Annotated in this window: 12 protein-coding genes; 8 read left to right on the plus strand and 4 right to left on the minus strand. The window is 46.3% G+C overall.

The genetic code is table 11. From position 1 onward, the window contains the following. The first annotated feature begins 491 nt into the window (after positions 1–491). The 4 genes from gmk (at position 492) to recG (ending at position 6,103) form a co-directional block, all read left to right on the plus strand. Entirely contained in the window at positions 492–1,115 is a 624-nt protein-coding gene (gene gmk / locus SJY39_RS20220) for a guanylate kinase (RefSeq protein WP_010433632.1), read from the plus strand. A 279-nt stretch (positions 1,116–1,394) separates the two neighbouring features. Next, complete coding sequence (gene rpoZ / locus SJY39_RS20225; protein ID WP_009848003.1) at positions 1,395–1,667, plus strand: DNA-directed RNA polymerase subunit omega; 273 nt, start codon at positions 1,395–1,397, stop codon at positions 1,665–1,667. Between the two features lie 53 nt (positions 1,668–1,720). Further along, positions 1,721–3,847 carry a bifunctional GTP diphosphokinase/guanosine-3',5'-bis pyrophosphate 3'-pyrophosphohydrolase gene (gene spoT, locus SJY39_RS20230; RefSeq protein WP_010433627.1) on the plus strand — a complete coding sequence of 709 codons (2,127 nt, stop codon included), beginning with the start codon at positions 1,721–1,723 and terminating at the stop codon, positions 3,845–3,847. 177 nt (positions 3,848–4,024) lie between these two features. Further along, the gene (gene recG, locus SJY39_RS20235) at positions 4,025–6,103 is read left to right on the plus strand and encodes an ATP-dependent DNA helicase RecG (RefSeq protein WP_010433624.1); all 2,079 of its coding nucleotides are present in this window, start codon (positions 4,025–4,027) and stop codon (positions 6,101–6,103) included. A 251-nt stretch (positions 6,104–6,354) separates the two neighbouring features. On the opposite strand, the gene envZ is transcribed toward recG, so the two are convergent. Both envZ and ompR read right to left on the minus strand, forming a co-directional pair. Beyond that, positions 6,355–7,656 (minus strand): two-component system sensor histidine kinase EnvZ, encoded by a 1,302-nt coding sequence (envZ, locus tag SJY39_RS20240; protein WP_010433621.1) that lies wholly within the window; start codon positions 7,654–7,656, stop codon positions 6,355–6,357. A gap of 169 nt (positions 7,657–7,825) precedes the next feature. Then, positions 7,826–8,545: a two-component system response regulator OmpR gene (gene ompR, locus SJY39_RS20245; RefSeq protein WP_010433618.1), complete on the minus strand. Its 720-nt coding sequence runs from the start codon at positions 8,543–8,545 to the stop codon at positions 7,826–7,828. A 170-nt stretch (positions 8,546–8,715) separates the two neighbouring features. Between ompR and greB the strand changes: the two genes are divergently transcribed. Beyond that, positions 8,716–9,198: a transcription elongation factor GreB gene (greB, locus tag SJY39_RS20250; RefSeq protein WP_010433615.1), complete on the plus strand. Its 483-nt coding sequence runs from the start codon at positions 8,716–8,718 to the stop codon at positions 9,196–9,198. 672 nt (positions 9,199–9,870) lie between these two features. Further along, the gene (locus SJY39_RS20255) at positions 9,871–12,201 is read left to right on the plus strand and encodes a Tex family protein (protein ID WP_010433612.1); all 2,331 of its coding nucleotides are present in this window, start codon (positions 9,871–9,873) and stop codon (positions 12,199–12,201) included. Positions 12,202–12,325: 124 nt separating this feature from the next. On the opposite strand, the gene SJY39_RS20260 is transcribed toward SJY39_RS20255, so the two are convergent. Beyond that, entirely contained in the window at positions 12,326–12,799 is a 474-nt protein-coding gene (locus SJY39_RS20260) for a hypothetical protein (protein WP_010433611.1), read from the minus strand. 355 nt (positions 12,800–13,154) lie between these two features. Next, the gene (bioH, locus tag SJY39_RS20265; protein WP_016784078.1) at positions 13,155–13,931 is read right to left on the minus strand and encodes a pimeloyl-ACP methyl ester esterase BioH; all 777 of its coding nucleotides are present in this window, start codon (positions 13,929–13,931) and stop codon (positions 13,155–13,157) included. Between the two features lie 93 nt (positions 13,932–14,024). Between bioH and SJY39_RS20270 the strand changes: the two genes are divergently transcribed. Together SJY39_RS20270 and nfuA are read left to right on the plus strand one after the other, a co-directional pair. Continuing rightward, positions 14,025–14,738: a phosphoribosyltransferase family protein gene (locus SJY39_RS20270; protein WP_016801014.1), complete on the plus strand. Its 714-nt coding sequence runs from the start codon at positions 14,025–14,027 to the stop codon at positions 14,736–14,738. Positions 14,739–14,848: 110 nt separating this feature from the next. Next, a complete protein-coding gene (nfuA, locus tag SJY39_RS20275; protein WP_010433605.1) occupies positions 14,849–15,433 on the plus strand; it encodes a Fe-S biogenesis protein NfuA in 585 nt (194 codons plus the stop codon). Positions 15,434–15,562: the final 129 nt, after the last annotated feature.

The following is a 15,562-nucleotide window of genomic DNA, read 5'->3' on the forward strand; positions in this document are numbered from 1 at the left end:
ACAAAACCTTTGCAATAAATTAAGAATTTGAGATTCAAATGCTGTGAGAATAGAGAGGTCTCTACACTAAAAACTGTAGTCACCAAGGTAGGCTTGGTAGTAGAAACATCTAGTCCAGTAGGGTCTGTTAACCCTAGACATATACAGCATTTAATCGTTTGCGCGGATTGTAAGGGTTGGGATTAAAACTTCAACAAATTTTGCCCAGATCACATAAAAAAGTGAACATGATGAGTCATTACATTTATACAAAGATCCTTGATAAGATCATTCGCTAATAAATAACGATCAAGTCAGTTGTTCTCAATCATCTAAATATGCTACTCTTCGCCTCCATTTTTCTGACCTAATTTTCACCAGTTGTCTCTATTAGTTTCACTCGTTATCCCTTTATAGATGCAGCCATCGGTATAACAATTAAGGTCAGTGCTATCTTTTATAGTGTCGGTTTATCGCCTTCACTCTATCCAACCAACAGTGGAAATATACAGATGGGCAAAGGTACTCTTTACATCGTATCTGCACCTAGTGGCGCAGGTAAGTCGAGCTTGATCTCAGCAATGCTAGAAACCAATCCAACCTACGCAATGAAGGTATCTGTTTCACACACCACTCGCGGTATGCGCCCTGGTGAAGAAAATGGTGTTCACTACCACTTTGTAGAAAAACATCATTTTGAAGACCTTATTAGTAAAGGTGAGTTCCTAGAGTATGCTGAAGTATTCGGCAACTACTACGGTACGTCACGCGTTTGGATTGAAGAAAACCTAGACCGCGGTATCGATGTATTCCTAGATATCGACTGGCAAGGTGCTCGTCAGATCCGAGAACAAATGCCTCAAGCGAAGAGTGTCTTCATTCTTCCACCATCAAATGGTGAGCTAGAGCGTCGTTTAAATGTTCGCGGTCAAGATAGCGACGAAGTTATTGCGAAACGCATGAGCGAAGCAAAATCAGAGATTTCTCACTATGCAGAATACGATTATGTGATCGTGAATGATGACTTTGATGCAGCCCTAATGGACTTCAGAGCAATCATTCGTGCGGAGCGCTTAAAAGAAGATAAGCAAGCAGCAAAATACAGCGGCATGCTTACAGCACTACTGGCGGAATAATCTCTGATACCAATCGTAGTAAACAACTGGTCATTCTAGCTTGTGAAAAAGCCTGATAACGTCGTTAGAATTTTTGATTGTAGGGTCACTACTTATCGAAAAATTCTTCCTTGTTCTCAAACTTTTTTCCGACGCTATCTCTGAGCACTTATTTACTGTGATTGGTATAACTGGATTTTCCATTGAGATAAGTATACGGTGAACTAGAAACTATCTAGTTAAACTTGTATACTTTCTCGTCATAAAAAATTTATTAGTTAATTACTATTTGGAGTCCTCATGGCACGCGTAACTGTTCAAGACGCTGTTGAAAAAGTTGGCAACCGTTTCGACCTAGTTCTTATTGCGGCTCGCCGCGCACGTCAAATGCAAACTGGCGGTAAAGATTCACTAGTGCCTGAAGAAAACGATAAGCCAACGGTTATCGCTCTTCGTGAAATCGAAGAAGGTCTTATCACTAAAGACGTACTAGATGCTCGTGAGCGTCAAGAGCAACAAGAGCAAGAAGCGGCTGAACTTGCAGCAGTAAGCAGCATCGCTCACACTCGTTAGCTCACAGTCGCTAATAGCGCCATTCGAACTAATTAACCTTCCGGGCCTTTAATTTGTATCTATTCGATAGCCTCAAAGACGTTGCCCAAGAATACCTAACAGAGCCTCAAATTGAGGCTCTGCGTCAATCTTATGTGGTAGCGAGAGACGCCCATGAAGGGCAAACCCGCTCAAGCGGTGAACCATACATAATTCACCCTGTAGCGGTTTCAAGAATCCTGGCAGAAATGCGTCTGGATATCGAAACCCTGCAAGCAGCCTTACTTCATGACGTCATCGAAGACTGTGATGTCACTAAAGAAGACCTTGAGGCTAAATTTGGCAATACTGTTGCTGAATTGGTAGATGGTGTATCTAAGCTGGATAAGCTTAAATTTCGTGATCGCAAAGAAGCGCAAGCAGAGAACTTCCGCAAGATGGTTCTCGCCATGGTGCAAGACATCCGCGTTATCTTGATCAAATTAGCTGACCGTACTCACAACATGCGTACGCTTGGGGCACTTCGTCCTGACAAAAAGCGTCGTATTGCTCGTGAAACCCTAGAGATCTACTCTCCACTGGCTCACCGTCTTGGTATTCATAACATCAAGACCGAACTAGAAGAGTTGGGCTTTGAAGCCCTCTACCCTAACCGTTATCGCGTACTTAAAAACGTAGTGAAAGCTGCGCGTGGTAACCGTAAGGAAATGATCCAACGTATCCATAGCGAAATCGAAGGCCGTCTTGAAGAAGTCGGTTTGCCTGCTCGCGTACTTGGTCGTGAAAAGAACCTGTTCTCCATCTATAACAAGATGAAAACCAAAGAACAACGCTTCCACACCATTATGGACATCTACGCTTTCCGCGTGGTGGTTGATACCCCAGATACTTGTTATCGCGTACTTGGCCAGGCTCACAGCCTGTACAAGCCTCGTCCTGGCCGCATGAAAGATTACATTGCGGTACCAAAAGCCAACGGCTACCAATCTCTGCACACGTCAATGATCGGCCCTCACGGGGTGCCCGTTGAGGTTCAGATTCGTACTGAAGATATGGATCAAATGGCAGACAAAGGTGTCGCAGCGCACTGGTCTTACAAAGGCAATGGGGCACGTAGTAGCAACGGCACGACCGCACAGGTTAAAGCACAACGTTGGATGCAGAGCTTACTTGAGCTGCAACAAAGCGCAGGTAACTCATTCGAATTCATTGAAAACGTTAAGTCTGATCTGTTCCCAGATGAGATCTTTGTGTTCACGCCGAAAGGTCGCATTGTCGAACTTCCTGCGGGCGCAACAGCGGTCGATTTTGCTTACGCGGTACATACCGATGTCGGCAACATGTGTGTAGGTGCTCGTGTAGACATGAACCCTTACCCACTGAGCAAATCGCTGAAGAATGGCCAAACCATTGAGATCATCAGTGCTCCGGGCGCACGCCCGAATGCAGCATGGCTCAACTACGTGGTGACATCGCGTGCACGTACTAAGATCCGTCAGGTTCTGAAAACGATGCGTCGTGAAGAGTCGATCACGCTAGGCCGTCGTCTACTGAATCATGCACTTGGCGAACACTCTATTGGCGATATCGGCCAAGAGAATATCGACCACGTATTGTCTGATCTTCGCCTAGACAATGTTGAAGACTTACTGGCATCGATTGGTCTTGGTGAGCTGATGAGTATTGTTATTGCTCGTCGTCTACTGGGTGATGCTGACGAACTGACTGAAGTGGAAAACAACAGCGACACACCAAGGAAGAAATTGGCTATCCGTGGTGCTGAAGGTCTACTACTGACGTTCGCTAACTGTTGTCACCCAATTCCAGATGATCACATCATTGCCCATGTATCGCCAGGTCGTGGCCTTGTGGTTCACCGTGAAACGTGTCCAAACGTTCGTGGTTACCAGAAAGAACCAGACAAATACATGGCGGTTGAATGGTCTGACGATTACGACCAAGAGTTCACTGCTGAACTTCAGGTTGATCTGCAGAATCACCAAGGTGCACTGGCTGAGTTAACTAACGTTATCTCGAAAACAGGCTCGAACATTCACGGTATTTCAACTGAAGAACGTGATGGACGCCTGTACACAGTGACTATCTTGCTGACCACCAAAGATCGTGTTCATCTTGCAAGTATTATGAAAAAGCTACGTGTGATGCCACACGCGCTGAAAGTAAGACGTCGTAAGAACTAACGTTTAAACTTGATAATAGTTTTGCCAAGAATTTAAATCCCCTTAATGCTTTATCGCTTAAGGGGATTTTTATAACCGTAATCCTAGTATTTACCGCGCTCCCTCCCATTCCTGCCTGTACAAAAATCCAGTAAAATGCTTGAATAGATCATCTCTCTTACGTTTATGAGCCTTGTTATGTCACAGCTTTTATCTGCTATCCCTCTCAACTCTTTATCTGGAGTCGGCGCTAAAGTCGCAGAGAAACTGGAAAAGGTTGGGCTTAACAACGTACAAGATCTGCTTTTTCACCTCCCTTTGCGCTATGAAGATAGAACACGTATCTACCCCATCGTAAAACTGCACGCGGGCTTATGGGCTGCAGTGCAAGGCAAGGTCATGCATGTCGATACCATTTTCGGTAAACGTAAGATGTTGGCGGTAAAGATCAGCGATGGTAACGGCACTATTACCCTACGCTTTTTCAACTTCACCGCAGGTATGAAGAACAACTTTGCTGAAGGCAAACAAGTGCATGCCTACGGTGAGATCAAGCGCGGTAACATGGGGCTGGAGATTGTCCATCCCGACTACAAATTCTTTGCGCCTAGGCAACAGCCAGATGTTGAAGCCAATCTGACTCCAGTGTATCCAACCACGGAGGGGCTAAGACAAGTCACGCTGCGTAACCTCACCGACCAAGCATTAGAACTGATCGACAAAGCCGCGGTGAATGAGCTGCTACCATCAGGTTTATACGATCACCAAATTACCCTCGCGCAAGCACTGCATACCATTCACAGGCCACCTCCAGGCATTGACCTAGAGTTGTTTGATGAAGGTAAACACCCTGCGCAGCTACGCCTGATTATGGAAGAGTTACTGGCTCAAAACCTGTCGATGTTGTCTGTTCGTAGCAAAGGGCAGCAAGACAAGGCAATGCCTTTTCCTCCGGTGAACACCCTCAAAGATAAACTGTTAGCTCAGCTGCCATTCTCGCCAACCAACGCACAAGCACGAGTAACCAAAGAGATCGAAGCTGACCTTGAAAAGCCGCACCCTATGATGCGTTTAGTGCAAGGTGATGTGGGCTCTGGTAAAACCTTAGTGGCTGCACTCGCGGCTGTTCGCGCACTCGAACACGGTCAGCAAGTGGCACTGATGGCACCAACTGAACTACTCGCAGAACAGCACGCGATTAACTTTGCCAACTGGTTTGAGGCGATGGGCATTCAAGTTGGGTGGCTAGCAGGTAAACTCAAAGGCAAGGCTCGCGAAACCGAGCTCGTTCGTATTGCCAGTGGTGAAGCACAAATGGTGGTCGGTACTCATGCTTTGTTCCAAGAACATGTCGAGTTCAAAAACCTTGGCTTAGTAATCATTGATGAGCAGCACCGATTTGGCGTCCACCAGCGATTAGAGCTGCGTGAGAAAGGTGCAAAGCAAGGTTATTACCCACACCAATTAGTCATGACGGCAACACCGATTCCACGAACGTTAGCGATGACGGCCTATGCCGACCTCGAAACCTCAATTATTGATGAGTTGCCACCGGGTCGAACACCAATTCAAACCGTGGCGATTCCTGATACCAAGCGGGATGACATTGTCGAACGTGTGAAAAATGCGTGTCTTAATGAAGGCAAACAAGCCTATTGGGTATGTACGCTGATTGATGAGTCCGAAGTATTAGAAGCTCAAGCTGCGGCTGATACTGCTGAAGAGCTGCAACGCAAACTGCCTGACGTCAAAATTGGTCTCGTGCACGGCCGAATGAAGCCAGCCGAGAAGCAAGCAGTAATGCAGGAATTCAAAGAGAACAAACTGCATTTGTTGGTCGCGACTACCGTGATTGAAGTCGGTGTGGATGTGCCTAATTCAAGCTTAATGATCATCGAGAACCCAGAGCGTCTTGGCCTAGCACAACTGCACCAACTAAGAGGCCGTGTCGGCCGTGGTTCGGTCGCAAGCCATTGTGTATTGCTGTATCACTCACCACTGTCTAAAACCGCTCAGAAACGCTTAGGTGTGCTACGTGAAAGTAACGATGGCTTTGTCATTGCACAGCGAGATTTAGAAATTCGAGGGCCCGGTGAGCTGCTTGGCACTAAGCAGACGGGCTTGGCAGACTTTAAGATTGCTGACTTGGTACGAGACCAACGTTTGATCCCTGAAGTGCAGCGTATTGCGCGTCATATTCACGATAGCTACCCAGATAACGCCAAGGCGATCATCAACCGCTGGCTAGGCGAGCGCGATGTTTACTCCAAGGCTTAGCTAACGCTGAGACTGCATAAAAAGACAAAAAGGCTTCCCTTCTAGGAAGCCTTTTTACTGTGCCTTACTCTCATCAAGCAAGAGCGAGATTCCCTATTCGCTCGTTCCTCACGATAGAGAATGACGATCAAAGTAAACTTTCACCATCAAAGTCCATGGTTAGCAATTCGTCATCCCCGAGAGGGAAAAGTGACCGAGTCAGGGATCTCTAAGCCGAAACCCAACCGACTCGCCAAACCATTAAACTGAACTTACGGCTTAACAGGGAAACTGATCTGCGCTTTTAAGCCACCTTCACTACGATTATTCACGACTACCGCACCTTGGTGTTGGCTGACAATACGTTTCACAATCGCCAAGCCTAAACCGGTCCCTTCACTGCCTCGGGCAGTATCGCCACGCGTGAACGGTTCAAACAACTTCCCGATCTGGTCCTGTGGGATACCTGGTCCATTATCTTCCACCGTTACCCAAGCAAGTTTGTTATCCGCTGTCATGCCGGTCGATACCTTGACCCAACCATTACCATAACGCAGCGCATTGACTACCAAGTTACTCACCGCACGCTTCATCGCAATTGGGTTACCAAGCGCGGGCTTCATTGATTCAGGAATATCCGTTTCAATCTGTACTTCGTATCCACCTTCAGAGCTAGAAACCTCACGAGCAATATCGTCAACAAACACCGCTTGAAATGAATCTCGATCAACGGGTTTTAAATAATCCATAAACTGACTGATGATCTCGTTACACTCTTCGGTATCACTGATGATGCCTTCCGCTAAGTAACTGTCTTCTGGTGACATCATCTCAGTCGCTAAACGAATACGCGTTAACGGAGTACGTAAATCATGACTGATACCTGCCATCAACAAAGCGCGGTCTTCTTCGAGTTCTTGGATACCTTTCGACATCTGATTAAAGGCTCGGGTTACTGAACGAATCTCTTGCGCACCTTGTACTGGCAGGGGTGGTGGAATATCACCTCGCCCGACACCTTGCGCGGCTTTCTCCAGCGCAATCAACGGACGGTTTTGCAATCGGATAAACAGCCAACCACCTGCGACAATCAACAGCGCCATGATCAGACTGTTACGAAACAGTGGGGCAAAATCCTCTTCTTGCAGCTCTGATAACGGAATACGAATTAAAGAGTTGGGTAACTGCGCAATGTCCATCCACAGTACATAACTCTCTTTCCCCAAGATCAGCCGCACTTCGGTTTCAGAACCCAGCTCTTTGGTCATCTCCTCGCTCATCAAGTCAATCGCAACGGCGTGGTAATACTCACCCGCCGCTTCACTGTTTTTCGCGTGAACAGTTACCCCTAACTGCTCAAGTACACGCTGACGTAGTGGCGCATCAATTTCGATATCCATGTCAGTGCCTTGGTCCAACACAAGGTTTAACTCATGAGCCAAAATCTTATTAAACTGCTGCAAACTCGGCATTAATGCGTAGTTGAACACTGCGTAATAAGAAAATATTTGGCTAGCAACCAACAAGGTTAAGAAGAGCACTATCGACTGAGTAAAGGAGCTACGTATGCGCATAGGAGACCTAAAGTGAGGGGTGATAAAATGTTTTATATGGCTATGACTATAACCCTAAACCCTTGTGCTGAATACAAAACGGGCCATCACATATTAATGAGATGACCCGTAAATATAGAATTCTGATTCACAGAACCGATGAAGCTGATATAGAGCTTACAAAACCGGCTTAGACTGCTTTGCCATCGGGAACGAATACGTAACCCAAGCCCCACACCGTTTGGATATAACGAGGTTTACTTGGATCTTCTTCCACTAGACGACGCAGACGAGAAATCTGAACATCGATAGAACGTTCCATCGCTGAATACTCACGGCCGCGCGCCATGTTCATCAACTTATCGCGAGACATTGGCTCACGCGCGTTAGTCACTAGTGACTTAAGAACCGCAAATTCACCTGAGGTAAGAGGCATCGGATCTTCACCGCGGAACATCTCACGCGTACCTAGATTTAAGCGGAATTCACCAAACTCAACCACAGATTCTTCTGTGCTTGGTGCGCCCGGCGCTTCAATCACTTGGCGACGCATTACCGCTTTGATACGAGCAAGCAGTTCACGTGGGTTAAATGGTTTTGGCAGGTAATCATCCGCACCCACTTCCAAGCCCACAATGCGATCCACTTCATCCCCCTTTGCTGTCAGCATAAGGATAGGTAGCGAGTTGTTTGCGTTTCTTAGACGACGACAGATCGAAAGACCATCTTCGCCCGGCAACATTAAATCCAATACCATCAAGTGAAAGTTTTCACGGGTTAACAGGCGGTCCATCTGCTCACTGTTTGCCACGCTACGCACTTGAAAGCCTTGCTCTGACAGATAGCGTTCTAACAGTGCACGTAAACGAGCATCGTCATCGACCACTAAAATTTTGTAGTTTTCTTGCATGTAATGGTTCCACCTATTAAAGCTTAAACCTGAGGTTAAGCATTCTTGGTAAATTGTATAAGACATTAAAAATGTAACATTATTGAGGAAAAAGTCGCCTAAATAATTGTTAACGTATGTTGCCTTTCTATATATTCTATCTTAGATCATCATTTCATTAAGTCAGATTTATGAAAACCAAACTTATCACCCGAGAAGGTTATAACAAGCTCAAAGCAGAACATGACCACTTATGGCACGAGAAACGCCCTGAAATTACTAAGATAGTCACTTGGGCTGCAAGCCTTGGAGATCGTTCAGAAAACGCAGATTACACCTTCAATAAGCGTTTGCTTCGTCAAATTGATCGCCGAGTGCGTTTCCTACGCAAGTTCTTACCTGATGTAACTATCGTTGATTACTCGCCGCAACAAGAAGGTAAGGTATTTTTCGGTGCTTGGGTGGAAATTGAGAATGATGATGGGGAAATTAAGAAGTTTCGTATTGTCGGCCCTGAAGAGATCTACGGCGATGCTAAAGGCTATATCTCTATCGACTCACCTATGGCTAGAGCTCTGCTTAAAAAGGAAGTCGACGATGAGTTCGAGGTGAAGACCCCGGAAGGCATAAAAGAATGGTTTATCAATTCAATTCACTACACAGATAACGCTTAGAACTGACTAGACAAGCGCAGTTAACTGGCCATAACAGCCCGAAACTGGCAAAAACCAAATTCCAGATAAAAGAAAACCCCGCAAGGCTTTCGCCTAGCGGGGTTAAGTCTCTATCGCAGCAATCCGGCTACTGTTTATCTCTTCGAGATAAGGTGCTCCCTGCATCTTTCCTTGATAGTGGCTAAATCCTTTAACCAATTTCCTTTTTGTTCATCGCCATCCTAGCGGTGTCCATTCTAGCCTGTCATCCTGACTGGCGAATCTCATCCAGAGATTATCACTTCCTTGCTGACCACTCATCCTAAGTAATCAAATCTTCATCCTGAAGATACCTAGTCCATTAGGCTTTTTCCTGTTCCTGCCAACTCCCTGTCGACAAGTTAAATATTACGGTAATTGAGCGAGTTTCCTAGACTGTCCCAAAAAACATTTCAGGTGAGAAATACGCCCACAAACACACAAACAAATAAAATCAGTAACTTAGATTTATTTTAAGACGATTTCATCGGTTTAAAGTGACTTAGTCGCACACCACGTGTAAGAGATCTCGCACAAAGCGGGTATCACAAACGGAAATTTGGCTTCTGACAGGATAATTACACAGCCAAAGCTAGAAAAAGCGTACGCTAACCCCCATGTATTTGTCATGATATTAAATAAGAGATTCATCGGATGAGCCAAGCTATCTGTCGACTGATTGCTGAAGAACTGAATGTTCGTTCAGAGCAAGTCACCGCCGCAGTAAACCTAATTGACGACGGTAACACCGTTCCCTTTATTGCCCGCTACCGTAAAGAAGTCACGGGTGGCTTAGACGATACCCAACTACGTAACCTTGATAGCCGCCTTTCATACCTTCGCGAGCTCGACGATCGTCGCCAAACGATTCTTAAGTCGATTCAAGATCAAGGTAAGCTCACGCCAGAGTTAGAGCGGGATATCACTCAAGCCGACAGTAAGACGCGCCTAGAAGATCTATACCTGCCATACAAACCAAAGCGTCGTACCAAAGGTCAGATCGCGATTGAAGCGGGCCTAGAACCCCTAGCCGATACGCTATGGAATGAACCACAGCACGATCCTGAAACTGAAGCCGCTAACTTCATCAGCAGCGATAAAGGCATCGCCGATACTAAAGCCGCACTCGATGGTGCACGTGCGATCATCATGGAACGCATTGCTGAAGATGCAAACCTGCTTGAGAAAATTCGCCAACACCTAAACCGCAATGCTGAGCTAGTGGCTCGTGTCGTTACGGGGAAAGAACATGAAGGCGAGAAATTCAAAGACTATTTTGAACACAACGAAACACTCAACAAAGTGCCTTCTCACCGTGCGCTTGCTATGTTGCGAGGTCGAAATGAAGGCTTCCTAACGCTGGCAATGAATGCAGACCCAGAGCAAGAAGAAGGTGTACGTGGTTCTTACTGCGAGAACATCATCTCTGATCACTATGGCATTACTCTAAGCAGCGCACCTGCAGATGCATGGCGTAAGCAAGTGATTAGCTGGGCATGGCGCATCAAGGTTTCTATGCACATGGAAACCGAATTGATGGGTGCGATGAAAGAGCGTGCAGAGATCGAAGCGATTGAAGTATTCGCAACTAACCTTAAAGACCTGCTGATGGCAGCGCCGGCTGGACCTCGTGCAACCTTGGGCTTGGATCCGGGTTTACGTACCGGTTCGAAAATCGCGGTGGTAGATTCAACCGGTAAAGTTCTGGCGACAGAAACCATTTACCCTCACCCGCCTCAAAAACAATACGACAAATCTGCGCACGTTGTTGAGCAAATGGTTCGTAAATACAATGTTGATTTAATTGCGATTGGTAACGGTACGGCTTCACGCGAAACCGACAGCTTTGTTGCTGATGTAATTAAGCGTAGCAACCTAACAGCACAAAAAATCATTGTCAGCGAAGCCGGCGCATCGGTTTACTCTGCTTCTGAGCTAGCGGCAAAAGAATTCCCGAACATGGATGTATCGATTCGTGGTGCGGTATCTATTGCGCGTCGTCTGCAAGATCCACTGGCAGAGCTGGTGAAGATTGACCCTAAATCGATCGGTGTGGGCCAATACCAACATGATGTTAGCCAAACTATGCTCGCTAAGCGCCTAGATGCGATTGTCGAAGACTGTGTAAACGCGGTTGGTGTTGATGTGAATACCGCTTCTGCTGCGCTTCTAACTCGTGTTGCTGGTCTTTCTAACACCATCGCTCAGAACATCGTAGATTACCGCGATGAAAATGGTCGCTTTGAAGCGCGTACTACGCTGAAAAAAGTTGCTCGTTTAGGGCCAAAAGCCTTTGAACAGTGTGCTGGCTTCCTACGTATTATGGATGGTAAGAATCCACTAGACGCATCTTCGGTTCACCCAGAAGCTTACCCATTGGTGAAAGCCATCGCCGAGAAAAACCACAAAGACATCAAATCTCTGGTCGGCAATACAGATTTCTTACGAGGTTTACATGCGATTGATTACACCAACGAAAGCTTTGGTGTACCCACAGTAACCGACATTATTAAAGAGCTGGATAAACCGGGTCGAGATCCTCGTCCTGAGTTCAAGACTGCGACCTTCGCTGATGGCGTGAATAGCATGTCTGACTTAGAACCTGGAATGATCTTAGAAGGTGTGGTTTCAAACGTGGCAAACTTTGGTGCGTTCGTGGATATTGGCGTACACCAAGACGGCTTGGTGCACATTTCAGCACTGACCGATCGTTTTGTTTCTGATCCGCGTGAAGTGGTAAAAGCCGGTGACATCGTGAAAGTGAAGGTAATGGAAGTTGATGTTCAACGTAAACGTATTGCGCTAAGCATGCGCATGAAAGATGAGCCTGGACAAGACAACCGTGCACAGCGCTCAAGCGCGCCTCGCACGCAAAACCGCCCGAACCAAAATTCACAAGGCGGACAACGCCGTCGCGAAGAGCCGCAACAAAACGCTGCGATGGGTGGTGCGTTCGCTGCTGCTTTTGCAAAAGCGAAAAAGTAATCCGTTAGCTCATCTGAAAAGCTGATTCGCCTAAAACAAAAAACCTGCATCCCTTAGGGTATGCAGGTTTTTATTATGTGTTCAAAAAAGACATCGAAGTTTGGCAGGGTCATAAGTTTTCGACTTACAACACGACCAGCATCTCTGATGGAGCATGAGGCGCAACAGCATGACCATAATGATATTTTATGACCTTACGTCGTTTCTCCATCTGTCCCTCTTGAATCGCCGCATCTAAAACATGCTTTGGCAGGCGAAAACGCATGGTATAGCCCTTTCCTTGATCAGCACTGTATGTTCTCAGTGCCAATAAGCTGAATAACCTCTCAAAAGGATCTTGTGGCTCTTCTTGGCTAATCGAATTGGCCTCTGACTCGTTCTCCATTTCATAACCAGGATGGTCTGAAGGATCCCAAGCCGACTGCTGCCTTCGCTTATCGTCCGATTTTACCTTTCGCTCTGCATTGGTTTTCGCCAATGCTACGGCAGGAGCTACGGGTTCTCGAACTCTATTATCACGCGCAACTTGCTCTGTTTGCACATTAACGGATGGAGCGATCAGTGGCACACTCACTGCAGTTGCAGGTGACACAATCATCGCGAACTCTCCTCAAGAATCGCCCATCGTTATTGCTACAACGCTGTTGTACTGTGAGTCAGCACAACAGGCATAGCCCAACTTATCGCAATCCACTCTGGAGAGAGTGAGGTCTGAGTATCATGCAATGCCTTGGTGTTATACCAATCGTAGTAAATAACTGCTCATCCTAGCTTGTTAAAATGCTCGATAACGGCATTAGAACTTTTGATTGTAGAATAACTACTTATCAAAACTACTTGTCAAAAAAAAGCAGCCTTGTTCTCAAGCCTTTTTCCTACGCTATTTTTGAACACTTACTTACTGTGATTGGTATTAGGTTATATATCGACCAAGCCAGCGATAAATTTAGCGATTATTTTTGCGCGAAGCTGACCAGTTCACTGCAAAAGGCATCGGCTTCTGTCATAAACGGCGCATGGGACGACTGTGTGAAGATGTATTGCTCGGTATCGGGTAGCGCATTTCCCAGATCTTTGGCCACTTTCACTGGCACCAATCCATCTAATCGACCGTATAAACGCAGCATAGGCACTGAAATCTCAGGGAGCTGTTCACGCAGGTCGACGTCCGACAGCATCTTTAGGCCCGCCAATAAAGAATCTGGATTCGGCAACGGACGTGAAAGCACTGCTTGCTTGAGCTGTTTTACATCTTGCCTTGCTGAAGGGCTGCCCATGGCTTGCAATGCCATAAAGCGTTCGATGGTGGTCTGAAAGTCTTCCACTAACTGTTCAGTGAAAGCCGTTAATACATTGGATTGAATACCTCGCCACAAAACAGGTTCTTTTGCAGCGGCGAATTTGGGAGAACTGGCGACCGTCACCAATTTGCTTACATAATCTGAATGATACAGAGCCATATGCGTCGCGACCAAGCCACCGAGTGACCAACCGACCCAAATAGCTTGCTTAGGGGCATCGGCCAACAGTTGCTGAGCTATCTCTTCAAGATCTTGAGCGTGGCAGTGAGAGCTGTGTCCATAACCCGGCAGATCGACAACATGAACTCGGAAATCAGACTCTAACGCAGTGACCGTTTGTTGCCATACCGCACCGTTCATTCCCCAACCGTGAACCAGAACCAAATCAGGACCTTGCCCTGAAACATGCCAATACAACGCGTCACTCATTCTCAATATTCCCTACTTTTTCCATCAGCGATAATCCGCGCTTTTCAGTATGGTGAGCAAAAGGAACACCCTAACCCAAAAGCATCACGAGCTATGTTATCTGATTGGCTACAAAAAAACACACCACGCCTGGTCACACCTCAATGCCACCTATGCAAGCTAGACAAACTCCCCAATGATACTCATCCTCGATGGTGTCAGTCTTGCCTCGATCTCTTTTGCCAACAGCCACGCTGCCAACGATGTGGGTTAAAAACACTACTCACAGTCGAGCAGTGTGGTCAATGCTTGTCTCAGCCTCCACCTTGGCATCATCTCTATTGTGTAGGTGACTACACCTTTCCAACGGCGCGTTATATCCAACAAATGAAATACGCCGATAAGTTCTGGTTCGCTCGCGATCTATCAAAATTGTTAGCGCCACATATTCAGCACCCAGCGCCTTTGATTACCGGTGTTCCCTTACATTGGACTCGATACCTTCATCGAGGTTTTAACCAAAGCCAGTTATTGGCACATTACACAGCTCAGGAGCTGAATGTTAAAAGTGCGGTTTTATTTCGTCGATCTCGCTCAACAGATTCGCAGCAAGGATTAACCAAATCAGCAAGGCAGAACAACCTGGAAGACGCTTTCACGCTGCGCAATACGAATTTTTCAACGAACGATGACTCTCACGTCGCGATAATTGATGATGTTGTAACCACAGGCAGTACAGTGTATCAATTATGCCAATTACTACTTGAAGTGGGCGTGAAAAGGATTGATATTTACTGCATCTGCCGCACTCCTGAGCCCTCTGGATAAAAGCTGTGGATCGCTACTTGTACAGCAATCCAACAAAAAAAGGGCTGAATTACAAATCTGACAGGAGTAGAATGGCGCTAATAACCTACAAATCTACTCAGGTATTCGTCGTGTCAAATATTACTATTACAGAAACAGCTCAAACTCACTTTGCCAATCTGCTGTCACAGCAGCCTGAAGGTACAAACATTCGTGTGTTCGTGGTAAATCCAGGCACACAAAACGCTGAGTGTGGTGTTTCTTACTGCCCAACAGATGCTATCGAAGCATCGGATACAAAGCTTTCTTTCGACGCATTCTCTGCATACGTTGATGAGCTAAGCCTGCCATTTCTAGACGAAGCTGAAATCGACTTCGTGACCGATAAAATGGGATCTCAGCTCACACTGAAAGCACCAAACGCTAAGATGCGTAAAGTTTCTGATGATGCACCACTTGTAGAACGCGTTGAATACGCAATTCAAACACAAGTTAACCCGCAACTTGCAGGCCACGGTGGTCACGTAAGCTTGGTAGAAATCACTGAAGATGGCGCTGCTATCGTTGCATTCGGCGGTGGCTGTAACGGTTGTTCTATGGTTGATGTAACGCTAAAAGAAGGCATCGAGAAAGAACTTCTTCAACAATTCGAAGGTGAACTGACTGCAGTTCGCGATGCCACTGAGCACGATCGCGGTGAGCACTCTTACTACTAATCACTCAATTAGTATGATTCAATGATTAAAAGGTTGATGCGCAAGCATCAACCTTTTTTGTTTTAAAAACGGCAAAAACACCCTCTATCCGTATATATCCCGTGCAATCACAATAATGACGGCGGCGTT

Origin of the sequence: Vibrio sp. R78045 (genome assembly GCF_042466085.1) — a bacterium.
In the GTDB taxonomy this organism is placed as follows: Bacteria; Pseudomonadota; Gammaproteobacteria; order Enterobacterales; family Vibrionaceae; genus Vibrio; species Vibrio cyclitrophicus.